Below are 17,127 nucleotides of genomic sequence, written 5' to 3' on the forward strand. Positions count from 1 at the left end.
GTTTCCTCTCGTTCTAAGAAGCGGAAGCCGCGACAAGAACAATCTCGCCGGGCCAAATCTCTTGGGTGGTTTCCGCCGCACGCCAGGACCGCAGTCCGGTTGCACAGCACAAGGCCAGCCGCCCCTCGGCGATTGGCAAGTTTTCTTTCAACTGCTCCGGCAGAAGGCGGATCGCGTCTGGATGCGCAGGCTCCGGCGCTTCCTCCGTGCCACGTAGCTCGACTATGGTGTCGGCAGCGGTGAGCATCTCCGGCGCGACAAACTCAAAGGCGGTGTCCGGCTCCGGCGCAGCATCAAAGCGAAACGGCGCGCTGCGCATGGTTTTGGCGTCAAACTGCACCATCTGCCCCAGCGGGCTGGGTTGATGCCCCATCAAGGTCGCCAGCGCCATCTGTGCTTGCATCGCGCCGATCAGGGCCACCACCGGCCCCATCACGCCCGCCGTCGCGCAGCTTGCACCGCTTTCTGGCGCCTCCGGGAACAACGTCCGCAAGGACGGCGCGCCGCCACAGACTCCTGCGGCATAACCGGACAGCGCCAGGGCAGAGCCGGTGATCAGCGGGATGTTTTGCGCGAAACACAGGTCGCTCAGCGTGTAGCTCACCGCATAACTGTCGGCGCAGTCCATCACCAAAGTCACGCCGTCGAGCAGCGCAGGGGCATTGGCGGGGGTCAACTTGGTCTCCACAGCCTCAAGCGTAATCTCACTGTTGATCGCTTTGCATCGCATGGCGGCCACTTTCGCCTTCGCTTGGCCTTGGTCACCTTCGGTAAACATCGTCTGCCTATGCAGGTTGGATAGTTCCACCGTGTCGCCATCGACAATCGTGATGCGTCCAACACCTGCGCCCGCCAGCAACGGCAACACACTCGCCGCCAGACCACCCGCGCCAATGACCAGCACATGGGCCGTGGTCAGCGCCACCTGCCCATCCGCGCCCACTTCCGGCAGGATCATCTGGCGCGCGTAGCGGCTCACTTGCAGACCTCCAGCCACTGGCGCACACGGCCCTCAGGACCATCGTTCAGCGTGATGTCGGTGACCGCAGAGACGATGTCTGCCCCCGCCTCAAACACGCCCGCCGCACGCTCCACCGACATGCCGCCGATGCCCACCAGCGGCACCTCTCCCACACGCGCTTTCCATTCGGTCACACGCGGCAGGCCTTGTTGGTGCCATTTCATCTTTTTCAGAATGGTTGGATAGACCGGCCCCAGAGCGACATAGTCCGGCATCATCGCCAGCACCCGCTCCAACTCGTCATCATCATGGGTGGATACGCCCAATTTGATTCCAGCGGCGCGGATGGCTTTCAGATCAGCGTCATCCAGATCTTCTTGGCCCAAGTGAAGCCACTCACAGCCCAGATCAATCGTCGCCTGCCAGTAATCGTTGATCACCAGCACACAGTCATGTTGACGACACAGCGCCTGAGCCTCAGTGATCTGCGTGCGCACGTGATCATCAGAGGCATCCTTGATGCGCAACTGCACCAGCTTGATGCCAAGCGGCAACATACGCTTGAGCCAGCTCACATCGTCAAAGATCGGATAAAACTTATGCAGGCTCATGACAGGAACGCCTTTCCAATTACCGGTGTGGAGGCTTCCGCCATGTCGCGCGCCTCAATCGGGTCCGCCTCGCAGGCCAATTGCCCTGCTTCAACAGCCCCCATCATCGCTTTGGCCATCATCACCGGATCACCGGCTTTGGCCACCGCCGTGTTCAGCAACACCGCATCAAAGCCCAATTCCATCGCCGCCGCTGCATGGCTTGGCAAGCCAATGCCTGCATCCACTACCAACGGCACCTCCGGGAACTCCGCCCGCATCGCCCGCAGCGCATAGGTGTTGTTGAGGCCCCGACCAGAGCCAATTGGCGCGCCCCAGGGCATCAGCACCTCACAACCCGCCTCGAGCAGACGCTCCCCCACGATCAAGTCTTCGGTGGTGTAGGGGAACACCTCAAAGCCGTCCTCGGACAGAATTCGCGCTGCCTCAACCAGTTGGAAGACATCCGGCTGCAAACTGTCGGTGTGGCCAATCAGCTCCAGTTTGATCCACTTGGTGTCAAACACCTCCCGCGCCATATGCGCGGTGGTCACCGCCTCTTTCACCGTGTGACAGCCTGCGGTGTTGGGCAGCACCAGCACGTCCAGATCCGCGATCATTTGCCAGAAAGTCTGCCCCGCGCCACCGGCACCTTCACGGCGCAAAGACACGGTTGCCACTCCTGCGCCGGAGGCCCGAAACGACTCTTCCAAAATCGCCGGGCTTGGATATTGCGCCGTGCCCAGCATCAACGGGTTTGGCAGCTCAACACCATAAAACGTCTTGCCCATCGCTCAGCCCCCCTGCATCGGAGCAACCACTTCGACGCGGTCGCCATCCGCCAATGTCTGCGCCGTGCGCAAACCGGCAGGCACAAACTCTTCGTTGAGCGAGGTCGCCACGCGCCCCGAAAAGCCACACTCAGCCAAAAGCCCAGCCAAATCCGTGGCCGCCACCTCGCGGGCCTCTCCGTTAAGCACGATCTTCATCGACCATCTCCGAATGAATGTTATGAAGCGCCAGATCGGCCACCCCTTTGGCCAGCGCAGGGGCCAGCAAATAGCCATGACGGTACAACCCGTTGGCGTAAATTGTCCGCCCAAGGCGGCGAATGCGCGGCAGGTTGTCCGGGAAGGCCGGGCGCAGATCGACGCCGATTTCCAGCACTTCCGCTTCGCCAAAGGCTGGATTTAACGCAAAAGCCGCGCTCAAGAGTTCCAGCATCGAGCGTGCGGTGATCCGGCTGCTGTCTTCGCTCTCAATCGAGGTCGCACCCAGCATGTAGACGCCCTCGCCACGTGGGACGATGTAAAGCGGGATACGCGGGTGCAGCAGGCGCACGGGCCGGGTGATCTCCACATCCGGCGCGCGAATGATCAGCATTTCACCTTTCACGCCGCGCAGGTCATAGAGGTACTCCCGCGCCGACAGACCCCGACAATCAATCGCGTTCTCAAGGTTGGTCGGCGCGATCTTTTTGTGAAACTTCACGCCCTTTTCCGCCAAACCGCGATACAGGTCTTGCAAGGCCTTGCGCGGATCAAGATGGGCTTCGTCCTCAAAGAACAGCCCTTGCCCAAAGCCGTGCAAATCAGGCTCTAACGCGGCCACTTTCTCGCGACCAACCTCGGCAAAGCCTTCGGTACGCCGTGCAAACCGGCGCATGTCTGGCAGGTCGCGCTTGTTGGCAACCACCAGCGTGCCCGCCTTGGTCACCGTGGTGTGCGCCGACCACCAACCAATCGCGTCCTGCCCATGCCGCAGCACAGGTTCTTCGGCGTTTTCATACTCACACCACGGCGCCAACATGCCGCCCGCCCACCAGCTACACCCATGCGGGCCGGGCGGGCCAGCGGGATCAAACACCTGCACCTCGGCCCCACGCTCGACAAGCTCGGTGGCCACGGCCAGACCAGCCACGCCAGCGCCTATGACAGAATAGGTTGTCACGCTTTCCAAACCCGGTGGAAGTGGTGCAACGGCCCATGGCCTTTGCCAACGTTCAGATCATCGGCCGCCGCAATTGCACCCTGTAGGTACTCATGCGCCTCCGTCACCGCCTCCGTCATCGGCAAGCCCTTGGCCAGCCCGGCGGCAATCGACGACGACAGCGTACAGCCGGTGCCATGGGTGTTTTTGGTCTGCTTGCGCGGCGCGGTCAGCTCCAGTTGCATACCTTCATAGGTCATCAGGTAGTCATGGCAGATGTCCCCATCCGCATGGCCACCCTTCATTAGCACCGCCTGTGCGCCCACCGCACACAACGCCTGCCCCTGTGCCACAACCTGCTCTTCGTTCGTGGCAAACTCCTCTTTCAGAAGCGCCGCCGACTCGGGCAGGTTGGGGGTGATCACCGTCGCGCGCGGCACGAGCACATCCCGCAGGGTCATCACGGCGTCCTCCGCCAACAGGCTGTCACCGGATTTCGCCACCATCACCGTGTCGAGCACCACCGGACCGGTGAAGTCGGCAATCGCGTCGGCCACCGTGTGTATGATCTCCGGCGTCGCCAGCATGCCAATCTTGATTGCACCCACGTTCATGTCCGACAGCACCGCGTCGATCTGCGCCCGCACTACGTCCAGCGGGATGGGATGCACCGCCGTAACGAACTGCGTGTTCTGCGCCGTCACCGCCGTGACCACACTGGTGCCAAAGGTGCCCAGCGCTGAAAACGCCTTCAAATCTGCCTGAATACCCGCACCGCCGCCGCTGTCGGAGCCTGCAATTGTCAAAGCGATATCGGCCATAAGTGACGTCTCCCAGTTTCAAAAACGGGATTCCGCGCGGCAAAAACGTCATCTACTTTGACACCGTTCCCTCCGCCGGTATTGCCCGGATCAGGTTCGATGGGTTTACGCCTAAGCGATTCTCAGCCCTGCCATGCAGAACACCCCAACGGTTATCTGCCTCTTAGACAAAGCCATCCCCCACGTCAATCGCTGCGCCTCACAGGCATAAGCCCCCACCGATTGCGCGGTGAGGGCCAACGGCCAAAGGAGTGGTGGCAGGGTGCCTTATTGCAGGCTGGCCGGATCTTTGTCTGCGATGTCGGTCCAGTTGGTGTCGGCTTTTTCGATAAAGCCCGGGATGTCTTCGACCCAACGCGCCTGCACGTCTTTGGACAGGTTCAGGAACAGCTCGCCGTCAACAATCTTCCAGTGCTCCGGGTCGCCATCAAACTTGAAGCCCATCGCCGCGCCAAAGGCACAGTAGCCGCCGTACTGCGGCAGATAAGCCTCCGGGTCAGCCTCAAACGCCGCTTTGTGCTCTTCGCTTGAGAACCAGTAGTTGGCGTCGTTGTGGCTCGACGTGATCCGGTAGTCGCCTTTGGTTGGCGCACCATCGGTGAAATAGGCCACCGGGTCATAGCCCTGCATCGCAAGACCAGTGGAAGACGCGTTGAGTTCAACGCCAGCGGCAAAAGCGGAGGTGGCCACAGCCACGGAGAACGCGGCACCAGTGATCAGAGATTTAAAAACGTTCATTGGGGGAGGTCCCTTTGTTGAATGGTCTGAATTCGGAACCAATCAGTTCCTATTGCCTGTTTACAATTCGGAACCAAATGGTACAAATCAACTGAGCGTGAGCATTGCGTGAGGACAAAACCATGGCGAGACCCAGAGAGTTTGACACCAGCACAGCCATCGGCGGCGCGATGGCGATCTTTTGGCGGCAAGGCTACAAAGCCACCAACCTGCCCGATCTTTTGCGGGCCATGGGCCTCACCCGTGGCAGTTTTTACAAAGCCTTCGCTGACAAAGAGACGGTCTATTTCCAGACATTGCTGCGCTACGATACCGAGGTGGTCTCCACCACGTTGGCAATGCTCAAAGCCTGCGACGCGGCTTTGGCCACCACCTGCCTGATGCCGCTGTTCACCCCGTCGGGCAAAGCCGACATGGGCTGCTTCATCTGCAACGCCATGGTAGAGGTTGCCCCTGACAACCCGAAGGTTGCGCAAAAAACACAGGAGATGGCAGACCGCCTAAAAGAAGGCATTCTCGGCGTGCTGGAGGTGCGGGATGTTGGCCTGTCCGCAGACCACCGCGCCGACTTGGCCGAGATGATTCTGCACCTCTATTTTGGCTTTCAAGCCATGGGCAAATCAGGTCGCGCGCAGGATGACTGGGAAGGCCGGATCCGGCGGTTGTTGGGGGAGTGAAATTAGGGTTGCTAGGTTGCTTCTGGAAACTTCCAGTCCCCTCAAAATCACAATAGCACTTCTTTTTTCTGAGGTCATCAATCGCGTACTCCAGCAAGCTCAATCACGGCGCTCAGTAGAGGGGATTTGTTCGACAGGTCATAGCGGTTCATTCCTCAACGCCTTCTTCCGCGACTAGCCGTAAAATCACAATACCTTGGGTTGATTTCATCACTCCAACACAATACTAAAGTATTAGAAACAAACAAAGAATTGAAATACAATGCGTGTAACTAGTTATGGGCTCTTTTGGAGTGCCGAAGAAATTGAATGGTCTCCTGGACAAGGTAACAAAAGAGAATTCCGCCTTCTGGGCCGAGTTGGTAAAAACCGCCCAGGTCTCAAAGTCGCTGATTTTCGCTTTCAACAAGGCATATATATTCTATTTGATGACTATGGACCCGCGTATGTTGGCTTAGCCAAAGGCGAACGCCTCGGAGCCCGCCTTCGCGACCACCAAAATGACCACCTAGCAAATAAGTGGGATCGCTTTTCGTGGTTTGGTTTTAATCCCGTCAGCACAACCGTAGATGAAACTGGCGTCCTGTCATTGGAGAAGCCAACTCAAGACGTAACAGACGATACATCCACTACGATAGGGAACCTTGAAGCGCTCCTAATCGCCACAGTCGGACCAAAACTTAATCGACAAAAAATGAATTTTGGCGAAGCTGAAGAGTGGGAACAAATCGGCTATTGGGAATGGCGGGAAACTTACCAGTCCCGCGTCGCAATTGCAGAGTGAAGTCAGCCCACCAAAAAAAACGCGGAAGGCTCTCACCTCCCGCGCCTCACTTTCTAATCAGCGGTAGCCCTCACAGCCCCTCAGGCTTGCCCACCACCACAAACTGCAGCTTCTCCGGCGTCAGCAGCTCTCCGGCCACGCGTTTCACATCCTCCACCGTGACCGCATCAACCTTGTCGTTACGAGTGGCGATGTAGTCGATGGGCATGTTGTCCATCTGCATGGCCACCATGATCGTCGCAATCGACCCATTGCCGTCAAACCGCAGCGGATAGGCCCCAGTGAGCAGCGCCTTGGCTTTCTCCACCTCATCCTCTGTCGGGCCTTCGGCCGCCATCAAAGCCCACTCATCCTGAATGACCTCAATCGCCTGCGCCACGCGGTCATTCGCGGAGGACACGCTGCCCATGTAGACATTCGCCAGATCACGCAGCACGATGTAGCTGTAGACGCCATAGGACAGACCACGCTTCACCCGCACCTCCTCCATCAGACGGCTTTCAAAGCCGCCGCCGCCCAAGATGGTGTTGAGCACATAGGCGGCAAAGAAGTCCTCGTCGTCGCGATCGATACCGTTCTGGGCAAAGGCTGCCACGGATTGCGGCGTGTCAAAATCCACCACATCGACGCCGCCCATGATATCCACCACGGCATCCCCCGGCATCGGCGCGCCGGTCTCTGGCAGATCCCCCAGCAGGGTGTCCAACAGCGGGCCAAGTTCCTCGGCGGTGATGTCACCCACCACGCCCACAAACAGCCGGTCTTTCGCCATCGCGCCTCTGTGCGCGGCAATCATGTCTTCACGCGTCAGGTGGGTCACGCTCTCAATTGTGCCTTCCCCTGCGCTGCCGTACGGATGATCACCATAGATGATCTCCGCCATGCGCGCTCCGGCAATCTTGTCCGGGTCTTTCAGATCGGAACGCAGGCCAGACAACACCTGCTCGCGCACACGGTCCAGCGCATCCTGCGGGAAGCTGGGCGCCACCAGCGACTTGCGAAGCAAAGCCAGTGCCTCATCTCGGTTCTCGGTCAGCACACGCGCAGAAATCGACACCGCATCAGCATGGCTGTCATAGCCAAACTGCGCCGCCAGCTCTTCGCTCGCCTTGGCAAAACCCTGCGCGTCCATGTCACCAGTGCCCTCTTCCAAGAGCCCCACCATCAGGTTTGTGGCCCCACGCGCACCTTCAGCGTCCAGCGAGGTGCCGCCTTTGAATCGAATTTCCAACGCCACAAAAGGAATGGAAGGCTCTTCGACCAGCCAAGCATTGATGCCGCCGGGTGACGTGACTTCCTTGATATTGATCTCCGCCCAGGCAGGCACAGCCACAAACAGCGTCACACATGTGATGAAAGCACGGATCATTGCGCCGCCTCCTCTTCTGTCAACAGCCAGCCGGTCACCGACTTCTTGCGATCAAAGATCATCTCTGCCGCCGCCATGATTTCCTCGGACGTGATCGACTGCAAAATCTCCGGCCATGCCTGAATGTCGGCAATAGTCAGCCCTGAGGTCAGCCCCCGGCCATAGCGGTTGGCAACACTGTCCACGTTGTCGCGCTCATAAATCTGGCTGGCGCGCAGCTGCATCTTGATCCTCTCCAAATGCGCTTCAACCACACCGGTTTCCATGAATTCGGCCACAACCGCGTCCATAGCATCTTCGGCCTCCTGCATCTCAATCCCCGGCGCAGGCACGGTCAGCAGGTTGAACGTCGTCGCATCCAGCGAAGTGCCTCGATACCAAGCAGTGGCATAGATCGAGTTCTTGTCCTCAAATTGCAGCTTCTGGCTCAGCACAGAGGTCTGCCCGCCGCCCAATAGCTCCGCCAGAAGGGTCAGCGCCGCCGCGCCCCGCTGGTCACCTGGGTTGCGCTCTGGAGCAAGGTAGGACCGCGTCACATAAGGCTGCGCCACGCGCGCATCGTAAAACTCCATCCGCCGCGCGCTGGTCTGCGGTGGCTCACTCGGCCGTGCGCGCTCTGGCAGGTCCGGATTGGCCGGGATCACACCATAATATTGCTCCGCCAGTGCCTTGACCTCTTCAGGATCCACATCACCCGCCACGATTAGGATGGCATTGTTGGGCGCGTAGTACGTCCCATAGTATTCCAGCGCGTCCTCAAGCCCCAGCGCTTCCATCTCGTGCCGCCAGCCAATGATTGGGATGCCATAGCGGTGATTGAGGTATTGCGATGCGTTCAACTGCTCCCGGAACAGCGCCCCGGGGTTGTTCTCCACCCGCTGATTGCGCTCCTCGATGATGACATCGCGCTCGGTCAGGATCTCCTCCTCCCCAAGCCGGATATTCACCATCCGGTCGCTCTCCATTGTCATCATCAGCTCCAGCCGATCCGCCGCCACGCGCTGGTGGTACGCGGTCACGTCATAGCTGGTGAAGGCATTGTCCCGCCCGCCATTGGCTGCCACGGTTGCGGAGAACTCGCCAGACTCCAATGTGTCCGTGGCCTTAAACAGCAGATGCTCCAGAAAATGCGCCACGCCGGACACGCCGGGTTTCTCATCGGCGGACCCCGCCTTGTACCAGACCATATGCATCACCACCGGCGCACGGTGGTCTTCCACCACCACCACCTGCATGCCGTTCTCCAGCATAAAATCGGTGACCTGATCCTCCGCTTGCGCGGGCAGCGCAGTCATCGCCCCAAGCGCCAGCGCACAGACTAAGCGTCGCAACATAAAACATTCTCCTTAAAACAGGCTTGTACAAATAGTTACGCCCCCGAAGGGGCGCTGCAAGGCATCAAACGGATTTGTGAGCAAGAATGGGCACATTCATGCCCAAAACCTTACTGAACCGGGGCCGCTGGTGTGCGGGCACCCGCGCGTTTCCACCGCCACCACTCATCGCGGTAGTCCAAAGCCTGACGTTTGTAGACGTCTTCATAGAGCCCTTTTTTGCTGATCCGCAGCCAGGTACCACGGCCCCGCTTGCGCCGGAACTCTTCATCTTCCGCCAAGACCGTGGCACGAATGTTCGCCTCTCGTCCCAAACGCGACGAGTAGTTCACAAGATTGCCGTCGCTGGCGGGAATGCCGGTGTTATAAGGGCTGCGTGCGGACGCTTTGCCCCCCAGAGCCGCAACGGCATCGCCAAGGGGATCCTGATCGGTGCGGTTCACACCACCTGGTGTTGGCGGCGGCAGCGCTGCGTAATCCTTTGGCTGGGTCAGCTCTTTGGCGGGCATGATGGAAAACTCATCCGGCCCATCGCCAGTTGGCGCGTTGGAATGCAGCGTTTTACTGCCCGAACACGCTGCCAAACCCACGGCAGCCACTGCCAAAATCAAAAGACGCAAAAGCCCCATATGCCCCACTCCACGAAACTTGGGCACAGCTTTAGCGCATCCTGACAGGAAGGTCACGCCTCAGTTTTCTTGCCCCCGCCAAACACCACCAATCCGATGGCACCGGCAAAAATCCACACATCCGCGAGGTTAAACGCGTAAGGATTGTTCAACCCACAGCAAGACATGTTGAGAAAATCAACCACCGCGCCAAACAAAAGCCGGTCAACCACGTTTCCAAGAGCGCCGCCAATCAGGAAACCGGCACTGATCATGCCCCATTTGCCCGGCGGATCTTTGCGCACCCAATGCAGCACAAATCCACAAATCACAAAAGCCAGTGCAATCAGCACCCATTTGGCCGCTGCAGGACTATCCGAAAACAGGCCAAAGTTGATGCCGCGGTTCCACGCCATGTGGAACTGCAAAAAAGGCGGAAAAATCTCGATATGCATCACCTCGCGCAGATTCAGCGCGTTGAGCACAAGAAACTTGCTCGCCTGATCGGTGATGAAGGCCCAAAAGCCTGCCCAAAACACAAGACGCATCACGGCGCGTCTCCTTCTCTGCCTGTCTGCCTCGGTGCGCCGTTCCGTGTTATCCCCAGAATCTTGCGCCTTGATTGTTAGCGCCCATGCTACGCCACTTTTGGGCCGCGCAACAAGGGTGCGACCTGCGATCAGAGCAATTCCAACCGCAGGCCGATAGCTTTTTTAGTCACTTTTAGTGACGGAAGTGACGCATGCCGGTGAAAACCATCGCCAAACCTGCGTCATCCGCCGCCTTAATCACTTCCTCATCGCGCATGGAACCACCCGGCTGGATCACACAGGTGCCACCTGCTGCGGCCACCTCCAACAGACCGTCCGCAAATGGGAAAAACGCGTCTGAGGCCACCGCAGAGCCTTTGGCCGGGCTTTCGTCCATACCCAGTTCATCCGCCATGCGTTGTGCCTTGGAAGCCGCCACATTGGCACTGTCCAGACGGCTCATCTGACCCGCACCAACACCCACGGTTGCGCCACCTTTGACGTAGACAATGGCATTGGACTTCACGTGCTTGGCCACTTTCCAGGCAAAGAACAGATCGTCGAGCTGTTCGTCAGTCGGGGCAACCTTAGTCACCACCTTCAGATCGTCTTTGCTGACGTAACCAACGTCTTTGTCCTGCACCAGCACACCACCGGCAACCTGCTTGTAGGCTGTGATCGGTGCGCGAGGATCCGGCAGACCATCGGTCAGCAGAAGACGCAGGTTTTTCTTCGCAGCGAAGATTTCTTTCGCTTCTTCAGACGCACCCGGTGCAATCACCACCTCGGTGAAGATTTCCACAATCTTCTTGGCGGTCTCCACATCCAACGGCTGGTTCAGCGCCACGATGCCGCCAAACGCCGAGGTTCGGTCACAATCAAACGCCTTCTGGTAAGCTTCCACCAAGGTTGCGCCCACGGCCACACCACAAGGGTTGGCGTGTTTGATGATCGCCACCGCTGGGCTCACAGCTGGGTCAAACTCGCTGACCAACTCAAACGCCGCGTCGGTGTCGTTGATGTTGTTATAGCTGAGCTCTTTGCCCTGCAACTGGGTCGCGGTCGCCACGCCTGCGCGGCCTGAGCCATCGGTGTAAAACGCCGCTTTCTGGTGGCTGTTTTCGCCATAACGCAGAGTCTGCTTCAACTCACCGGCAAAGGCGCGACGCTTGGGCGCTTCCAGCTCCAGCTGTTCTGCCATCCATGTGGACACTGCCGCGTCATAAGCTGCGGTGCGCGCGTAGGCTTTCTGAGACAGCTTGCGGCGGAACTTCGGGCAAGTTGCGCCATCGTGCTGATCCATATCGCCGAGCAGCTTGTCGTAATCCTCAACGTCGACAATCACGTTCACAAAGGCCGCGTTTTTCGCCGCCGCCCGGATCATCGCCGGACCACCAATGTCGATGTTCTCGATGCAGGTGTCATAATCCGCACCCGCCGCCACGGTTGCTTCAAACGGGTAAAGGTTCACCACCAACAGGTCGATGCCGCCAATGCCGTGCGCGTCCATCGCCGCAACGTGATCGTCATTGTCACGCAGCGCCAGCAGACCGCCATGCACCTTCGGGTGCAGCGTCTTCACGCGGCCATCCATCATCTCCGGGAAACCGGTGACCTCGGACACGTCTTTCACATCCAGCCCCGCATCGCGCATCGCTTTGGCGGAACCACCGGTGGAGAGCAGCTCTACGCCGCGGTCTGAAAGGGCTTTGGCGAGGTCGATCAGACCGGTCTTGTCAGACACGGAAATCAGGGCGCGGCGAATAGGCTGGAGGTCGCTCATCGGGATAGGGTCCTTGGGCTCAGGTGTTCAAATCCATTTCGTCCCGGTTCAGGTCCCTGATTGCCACATTGGTCTCATGCGCTTTGCTCAGCGACCACCGGATGCGGGTCGCATACTCCATTGCCACGCCAGATAGAACGATTTGTTTGGTCGCACGCGGCTTTAATCGCCCTTTTTCGAGGAAAACACTGGTATCCAGCCGCATTTTGGCAATTGCGTCGTGCCGGAACACCCACAATTCGCCGCTTTTGAGCGCAATCGACACCGCCGCACCGCCCATATCAAGCGAGGCATCGACCTCTGGATGCAGGTGAAACGCGATTTCAAAGGGGATTCCCTGCAACGCGCCTTCGTCCATCGCCTTGTCAAACCGCCGCTTAGCCGAATCCTCCATTGCGATGATCAGGTCTTCGCCCGCCATGCCACGCCCATCAAAGGTCAGCTCCAATGTCCGCGCATGGGTCAACCCATGGGACGCAATATAGCCGTCATGCCCGCCTTCAAACCGCAGCCCGTCCGGCGCTTGGCTCATCTGGATCGGCACATCTTTGGGCGCGTCCACCAGTTGTTCTTCGCGCCAGCCCCGGCCTTCTTCGCCAAGACGCGCACTGGACAACTCATCCACTGTGACCGTGGAGTGTGACGGGGTCGCCCGTCCAAACCGCCGCCAATCTTCGCCAAAACTCGCGCCTGAGCCACAATTCACCACCAAAGGCCGCCGCCCACTGGTCAGCTCAAACGCCATTGTCGACGCGTGGGCATTGAGCGAGCTTGCGCCGGTTGGCGGCGGGCTGGCGTCAATTACCACGCTGGTGCGCCCCGCCGACAGCCGCGCGTAGCCCATCGCCAGACCATCCGCCTGCCGCGTCTTGTTGCCACTCTCCGCCAGCGCCGAATCCAGCCGTCCTTCTATCCCGCGCCCGCCGCCGTGAAACCGCGCCAAGCCGCCATCGGAATGACGCAACGTGCGCAACGTGGGCGCAATCCGCTCAATCGCTTGCATGTGCATGGCGGACGGCTGACGCCCCGCATCTTTCAGCGCCGTCGCCGCCCAGGTCAAAAGCGTGAAGACTTCCAAAAGCTCTTCAGGGTTGCGGGTTGGAATCCCGCCTTCCTCGTCCACCTGCCGCTCACATTCCTTGTCCAGCGCCTTGAGCGCGGGCTCGACATGCTGTGCCATACCTTCCAGCGCCAGCCCCGCGTAGATCAGGCCGGTGAGCGCCTCAAACCGCGGCAGACCTGGCACGGTTTTGTGCCAGCGTTTGGACAGGAAAATCGTCTGCTGCGCCAGCGAGCGGTAAAAATCCTCAGACTGCGCCGAATCCCGCGCCCGCAGTAGGAAAATCGCATGGCTGATCCAGCGGATCAGCCGCCGCCCTGCCAAATCCGGTATCCAGCCCGGCCCCGAGCCACGCCCGTACCGATCAATCCAGCGCCAAACCCATTCTTGTGCCCGCTCCCGCGCGAGCATATCGCCCACCGCTGCCAGATCATCGAGCCAGGCAAAGCCATGCTGCTCCTCGGCAAACACCTCATCCGGCACAGCAATGTCCCACATCGAGGTTTTAGGTGCGCTGACCAAATGGCCTGCAAACAGGAAATTCCCGGCCACCAGCTGCTTGCCGCGGGCAAACAGCCCAATGGTCCGGGGCTCCGGCATGCTTGTGAACCCGGTGGCGGGCCGCGCACGGGTGCTGATCCGGGCCGCAACACGGTGATTAAACCGTGTCCAGCGCGCCGATATGGTCTTTGGTTTGGACATCCACTCTGCCTCTACGCTCTTTGGCGTTTGGCGCGAGTGTAGCGAGGTGTTAGCGCTGAGTCACCGATTGAATCGGTCTGATACAGAAACCAGGGCAGTGCCTACCTGGGTAGGCGCAAATGCGCCTGCCAATGGGGCAGGCAGGCGCAGCCCGTCCTATCGGCCGGGCAAAATGTTGACCTGTATCACTTACCTTTGCGCAGCATCGCCACGTAAAACCCATCCATGCCGCCTTTGTCCGCCCAGTAATCCGGACGCAGCCGCAGGCCACCTTCTTCCGTAATCCACTCTGGCTCCACACCATCAATCAGCACGGCCTCTCGATCCACGGTGACATCCGCCCAGCGCTCCGCCGCCTCCTCCACCTGCACTTCGCCTTCATCTGGCAACAGCGAGCACGTGCAGAACACCAGCCGCCCGCCAGGTTTCAGCAAGCCAATTGCGTGGTCTAGAAACACTTCTTGCAAGCCAATCAGATCGCCAAATTCGCTGCCGTCTTTGGCAAACGGCAAATCCGGGTGGCGGCGAATGGTGCCTGTGGCCGAGCACGGCGCATCCAACAAGATCGCATCATATTGCCCCTTCTGCGCCATCACATCGCCCACCACCACATTGGCGTTGAGTTGCACCCGCTTGAGGTTCTCTTCCAACCGCTCCATGCGCGACGCGCTGTCATCCACCGCCGTGACAACGGCCCCCGCAGCAGCCACCTGCATGGTCTTGCCGCCCGGCGCGGAACAAAGATCCAGCACCGTTTCACCTGGTTGTGCATTCAGCACCCGCGCCGCCATCGACGCGGCGGCGTCCTGTACCCACCATTGGCCCTGCTTGAAGCCGGCAAGCGCGGTGACCTGCCCCGCGTCAGCAATCCGAACCGAGCCATTAGGCAGCACAAATCCACCCACAGCTTCGGCAATGCCTTCGGCATCTTCTTTCACCGTCAAATCCAACGGCGCCCCGGCAAAATGCGCCGCTTCAATGTCCAGCATGGTTTCTGCGCCATACGCCTGCGCCAGCGGTTTGCGCAGCCATTTGGGCAGGCGCGGCACCCGCAACTTGTCCCATTCCGCCTGGCCTTTTTCGTCCACCTTGCGCAGAACCGCGTTGACCAGGCCTTTCATGCCAGCGGTGCGCTTGTTCTTTGCAACGATGTTAACCGCATCGTTCACCACACCATGGGCCGCACCGCCAAGACAGAGCTCCACCGTGGCCAACCGCAGCACATTGTGCACATGCAGGTCTGGGGTCTTCTTCATATGTTTCTGCAACACCCGATCCGCGCGCTCCAAATTGCGCAGCGTGTCGAGCGCCAAGCGTTGCGCGCGGGCGCGATCCGCCGGCTCCAGTTTGCTCAACCCGCCGCTCTGGATCAGGTCATTCAGCAACCGCCCGTCTTCCATCACCTTATCCAGCAAACGCACGGCGCTGCGACGGGTGTAATAACCAGAGTTTGACATGGGACAGGTTTCCTTACGGACTTGAGATCGGCAGACGGGCGCGTATATCAAGGGCTAGCCCTGAAAGGAACCCTCTCATGACGGACGCCCCCGAATCCCGCGACGACCTGCCCGAAGCTGCGAAACGCGCCTTGGCTGAGGCGGAAGAACGCCGCAAAACTGCCAAAGCCGTCGAGATGCCCACCGAACTGGGCGGACGCGACGGACCAGAGCCCGTGCGCTACGGCGACTGGGAGAAAAAAGGCATCGCTGTCGATTTCTGAGCCCACTCAATCGATGAACGACCACCCGGCTGCTGCCAGATTTTGCATCAGATACTCAGTCTCGTTGGGATCGCGAAAAAAGACTGTTGCAATCATTTCAGGCCGAAACGTCGGCCACTCCGCGCGAATGCGCTGAACCATTGCTTTTGCGCGCTCGTGATTGCCCGCGGCCTGATGCGCAGCAGCCAAATACATCACCGTCGTTACGTTGTAACCTCGCCCCTCACGCTCCGCTGCCTCTAAAATTTCAATTGTGTCGCCATATTCGCCCACATGAAAGCTCGCGAGGGCGTAAAGCCTTTCCCGCGCGATCGCCGTGTATGGCAGGTCGACGATACGGTCTTTCTCTGAAGCTTCCCGGGCGTTTTCATAGCGGTTGGTGACAATCGCAATCAGGCCATAGGCCGCTGAAACATGAGGATCGTGCGACCCCAAAGAATAGGCACGCTCTGAAGTCTCGACAGAGGTTTGAAAGTCTTGTTCAGCAAACGCGACAACAGCAGCCGCCGAAAGCACCCACGCATCTTCAGGGCTCCGCGCCAATGCCTGGTCTCGCATCCATCCCGCGTCTTTTAGGTGCCGTCTTGATAGTGCTCCTCCAGACGACAGTAATGACAATGTCGCCAGACTATATCCAGCTGTGGCATATCCCGTTCCATTTTCTGGGTCCCGCCTGATCACCTCCCGCGAGATCGCGATCGCCACACGTTGACGCTCCATGTCGAGCGTTGGGTACAGATACTCACGCGCCAAATCTGTCAACTCAGGGACCGACAAAGCCAAGTAGCGCTCTGGGAAATCCGGCACTTGTACTGGCTGTTCCAGCGACGTAGATCGCTTCGAACTCAGCACACCACCCGCAAACTCACCTGGCCAAAAAAGTGCTGCAACGCCTACGATCAGGGCCGCAATCAAGGCGATCAAGGGAAGGGCTAGTCTCAGAGGCAACTTGTTCGCTGGAATGGCCGTTGACGTCACCTCTCCTTCCCACATCTTAAAATCCAGACAACCGAGGACCGCATTGGTGGCAATTCGGATCGGATCATCAGCCCCCTCTGTGGCGTAATACTGAGTCAATTTCTCCGACAAGCGCGCCATCGCCCAGGCCAATTTCTTGTCCGCTTCCTCCGGCGTGCGATCCGCAAAAAACTCCGCAATCACAGCCTCGCGACTGCCGTTCTGGGCGCGTCCTGCCAGATAATCCTCCACCAAAAACCGCAGCAGCGTCTCTTGCTGTTTTGCCGCTTTAAACGTCTGACTACCATACACACGCGCGGCCGCGACCCGAATGACATCCGGCGCAATTCTATACTGCATACCTTTGGGCGCATCAGGATCTGGCATAAACGCACAATCCCCCCGAATTCTTAATAATCCACTCAACCGGCAGCTTGAGTGTTGCTCCAGAAAAGCAAGTGTGCCGCGCTCGGCGCAAGAATGCAAATCCACCCAAGGTTGCGCCACGTACTCAAGCTACCTAGTAACGCTAGCCGCAACAGCGCACGCTTTGTTTACAGGTCA

Annotated in this window: 18 protein-coding genes and 1 riboswitch; of the genes, 3 read left to right on the forward strand and 15 right to left on the reverse strand. The window is 59.2% G+C overall.

From position 1 onward, the window contains the following. Positions 1-13: 13 nt before the first annotated feature. The 7 genes from JXR15_RS02070 to JXR15_RS02100 form a co-directional block, all read right to left on the reverse strand. Positions 14-979: a HesA/MoeB/ThiF family protein gene (locus tag JXR15_RS02070; RefSeq protein WP_422051582.1), complete on the reverse strand. Its 966-nt coding sequence runs from the start codon at positions 977-979 to the stop codon at positions 14-16. Next, positions 976-1,572, reverse strand: a complete 597-nt coding sequence (locus JXR15_RS02075) for a thiamine phosphate synthase (protein ID WP_422051583.1) — start codon at positions 1,570-1,572, stop codon at positions 976-978. Before JXR15_RS02075 ends, JXR15_RS02070 begins: the two co-directional genes overlap by 4 nt. Next, positions 1,569-2,342 (reverse strand): thiazole synthase, encoded by a 774-nt coding sequence (locus JXR15_RS02080; RefSeq protein WP_422051584.1) that lies wholly within the window; start codon positions 2,340-2,342, stop codon positions 1,569-1,571. The genes JXR15_RS02075 and JXR15_RS02080 overlap by 4 nt, the downstream gene beginning before the upstream one ends. 3 nt (positions 2,343-2,345) lie before the next feature. Then, positions 2,346-2,540: a sulfur carrier protein ThiS gene (gene thiS / locus JXR15_RS02085; protein ID WP_422051585.1), complete on the reverse strand. Its 195-nt coding sequence runs from the start codon at positions 2,538-2,540 to the stop codon at positions 2,346-2,348. Next, on the reverse strand, positions 2,524-3,501 hold the full coding sequence (locus JXR15_RS02090; RefSeq protein WP_422051586.1) for an FAD-dependent oxidoreductase: 978 nt from the start codon (positions 3,499-3,501) through the stop codon (positions 2,524-2,526). The genes thiS and JXR15_RS02090 overlap by 17 nt, the downstream gene beginning before the upstream one ends. Further along, the gene (gene thiD, locus JXR15_RS02095; RefSeq protein WP_422051587.1) at positions 3,498-4,301 is read right to left on the reverse strand and encodes a bifunctional hydroxymethylpyrimidine kinase/phosphomethylpyrimidine kinase; all 804 of its coding nucleotides are present in this window, start codon (positions 4,299-4,301) and stop codon (positions 3,498-3,500) included. The genes JXR15_RS02090 and thiD overlap by 4 nt, the downstream gene beginning before the upstream one ends. 50 nt (positions 4,302-4,351) lie before the next feature. Beyond that, positions 4,352-4,459: riboswitch (TPP riboswitch) on the reverse strand. A 109-nt stretch (positions 4,460-4,568) separates the two neighbouring features. After that, positions 4,569-5,039 carry a YHS domain-containing (seleno)protein gene (locus JXR15_RS02100; protein ID WP_422051588.1) on the reverse strand — a complete coding sequence of 157 codons (471 nt, stop codon included), beginning with the start codon at positions 5,037-5,039 and terminating at the stop codon, positions 4,569-4,571. A gap of 122 nt (positions 5,040-5,161) precedes the next feature. On the opposite strand from JXR15_RS02100, the gene JXR15_RS02105 reads away from it, so the two are divergent. Further along, positions 5,162-5,716: a TetR/AcrR family transcriptional regulator gene (locus JXR15_RS02105; protein ID WP_422051589.1), complete on the forward strand. Its 555-nt coding sequence runs from the start codon at positions 5,162-5,164 to the stop codon at positions 5,714-5,716. A 262-nt stretch (positions 5,717-5,978) separates the two neighbouring features. Continuing rightward, positions 5,979-6,500 carry a GIY-YIG nuclease family protein gene (locus JXR15_RS02110; protein ID WP_422051590.1) on the forward strand — a complete coding sequence of 174 codons (522 nt, stop codon included), beginning with the start codon at positions 5,979-5,981 and terminating at the stop codon, positions 6,498-6,500. Positions 6,501-6,570: 70 nt separating this feature from the next. On the opposite strand, the gene JXR15_RS02115 is transcribed toward JXR15_RS02110, so the two are convergent. From JXR15_RS02115 to JXR15_RS02145, 7 genes are all read right to left on the reverse strand, one after another. Beyond that, positions 6,571-7,869 (reverse strand): M16 family metallopeptidase, encoded by a 1,299-nt coding sequence (locus JXR15_RS02115; protein WP_422051591.1) that lies wholly within the window; start codon positions 7,867-7,869, stop codon positions 6,571-6,573. Beyond that, positions 7,866-9,203 carry a M16 family metallopeptidase gene (locus JXR15_RS02120; RefSeq protein ID WP_422051592.1) on the reverse strand — a complete coding sequence of 446 codons (1,338 nt, stop codon included), beginning with the start codon at positions 9,201-9,203 and terminating at the stop codon, positions 7,866-7,868. The genes JXR15_RS02115 and JXR15_RS02120 overlap by 4 nt, the downstream gene beginning before the upstream one ends. A 110-nt stretch (positions 9,204-9,313) precedes the next feature. Beyond that, positions 9,314-9,859, reverse strand: coding sequence for a DUF3035 domain-containing protein (locus JXR15_RS02125; RefSeq protein WP_422051593.1), 546 nt, complete (start codon positions 9,857-9,859; stop codon positions 9,314-9,316). A 26-nt stretch (positions 9,860-9,885) separates the two neighbouring features. Next, on the reverse strand, positions 9,886-10,359 hold the full coding sequence (gene lspA, locus JXR15_RS02130; RefSeq protein WP_422051594.1) for a signal peptidase II: 474 nt from the start codon (positions 10,357-10,359) through the stop codon (positions 9,886-9,888). Positions 10,360-10,534: 175 nt separating this feature from the next. Continuing rightward, positions 10,535-12,124, reverse strand: coding sequence for a bifunctional phosphoribosylaminoimidazolecarboxamide formyltransferase/IMP cyclohydrolase (gene purH / locus JXR15_RS02135; RefSeq protein ID WP_422051595.1), 1,590 nt, complete (start codon positions 12,122-12,124; stop codon positions 10,535-10,537). Between the two features lie 19 nt (positions 12,125-12,143). Continuing rightward, complete coding sequence (locus tag JXR15_RS02140) at positions 12,144-13,886, reverse strand: heparinase II/III family protein (protein ID WP_422051596.1); 1,743 nt, start codon at positions 13,884-13,886, stop codon at positions 12,144-12,146. Between the two features lie 185 nt (positions 13,887-14,071). Beyond that, positions 14,072-15,343, reverse strand: coding sequence for an RsmB/NOP family class I SAM-dependent RNA methyltransferase (locus JXR15_RS02145; RefSeq protein ID WP_422051597.1), 1,272 nt, complete (start codon positions 15,341-15,343; stop codon positions 14,072-14,074). A 77-nt stretch (positions 15,344-15,420) separates the two neighbouring features. Between JXR15_RS02145 and JXR15_RS02150 the strand changes: the two genes are divergently transcribed. After that, the gene (locus tag JXR15_RS02150; protein WP_422051598.1) at positions 15,421-15,606 is read left to right on the forward strand and encodes a DUF1674 domain-containing protein; all 186 of its coding nucleotides are present in this window, start codon (positions 15,421-15,423) and stop codon (positions 15,604-15,606) included. A 6-nt stretch (positions 15,607-15,612) separates the two neighbouring features. Here the strand turns inward: JXR15_RS02150 and JXR15_RS02155 are convergent, their stop codons facing one another. Then, positions 15,613-16,950, reverse strand: coding sequence for a tetratricopeptide repeat protein (locus JXR15_RS02155; protein WP_422051599.1), 1,338 nt, complete (start codon positions 16,948-16,950; stop codon positions 15,613-15,615). Positions 16,951-17,127: the final 177 nt, after the last annotated feature.

It is taken from the genome of Shimia sp. (assembly GCF_049116215.1).
Taxonomy (GTDB): domain Bacteria; phylum Pseudomonadota; class Alphaproteobacteria; order Rhodobacterales; family Rhodobacteraceae; genus Shimia.

Bases quoted from the DNA above. Each gene is read 5' to 3' on its own strand.
- JXR15_RS02075 (WP_422051583.1), bottom strand. From the start codon at position 1,572: ATGAGCCTGCATAAGTTTTATCCGATCTTTGACGATGTGAGCTGGCTC.
- JXR15_RS02080 (WP_422051584.1), bottom strand. From the start codon at position 2,342: ATGGGCAAGACGTTTTATGGTGTTGAGCTGCCAAACCCGTTGATGCTG.
- thiS (WP_422051585.1), bottom strand. From the start codon at position 2,540: ATGAAGATCGTGCTTAACGGAGAGGCCCGCGAGGTGGCGGCCACGGAT.
- thiD (WP_422051587.1), bottom strand. From the start codon at position 4,301: ATGGCCGATATCGCTTTGACAATTGCAGGCTCCGACAGCGGCGGCGGT.
- JXR15_RS02100 (WP_422051588.1), bottom strand. From the start codon at position 5,039: ATGAACGTTTTTAAATCTCTGATCACTGGTGCCGCGTTCTCCGTGGCT.
- JXR15_RS02105 (WP_422051589.1), top strand. From the start codon at position 5,162: ATGGCGAGACCCAGAGAGTTTGACACCAGCACAGCCATCGGCGGCGCG.
- JXR15_RS02110 (WP_422051590.1), top strand. From the start codon at position 5,979: ATGCGTGTAACTAGTTATGGGCTCTTTTGGAGTGCCGAAGAAATTGAA.
- JXR15_RS02115 (WP_422051591.1), bottom strand. From the start codon at position 7,869: ATGATCCGTGCTTTCATCACATGTGTGACGCTGTTTGTGGCTGTGCCT.
- JXR15_RS02120 (WP_422051592.1), bottom strand. From the start codon at position 9,203: ATGTTGCGACGCTTAGTCTGTGCGCTGGCGCTTGGGGCGATGACTGCG.
- lspA (WP_422051594.1), bottom strand. From the start codon at position 10,359: ATGCGTCTTGTGTTTTGGGCAGGCTTTTGGGCCTTCATCACCGATCAG.
- purH (WP_422051595.1), bottom strand. From the start codon at position 12,124: ATGAGCGACCTCCAGCCTATTCGCCGCGCCCTGATTTCCGTGTCTGAC.
- JXR15_RS02140 (WP_422051596.1), bottom strand. From the start codon at position 13,886: ATGTCCAAACCAAAGACCATATCGGCGCGCTGGACACGGTTTAATCAC.
- JXR15_RS02145 (WP_422051597.1), bottom strand. From the start codon at position 15,343: ATGTCAAACTCTGGTTATTACACCCGTCGCAGCGCCGTGCGTTTGCTG.
- JXR15_RS02150 (WP_422051598.1), top strand. From the start codon at position 15,421: ATGACGGACGCCCCCGAATCCCGCGACGACCTGCCCGAAGCTGCGAAA.
- JXR15_RS02155 (WP_422051599.1), bottom strand. From the start codon at position 16,950: ATGCCAGATCCTGATGCGCCCAAAGGTATGCAGTATAGAATTGCGCCG.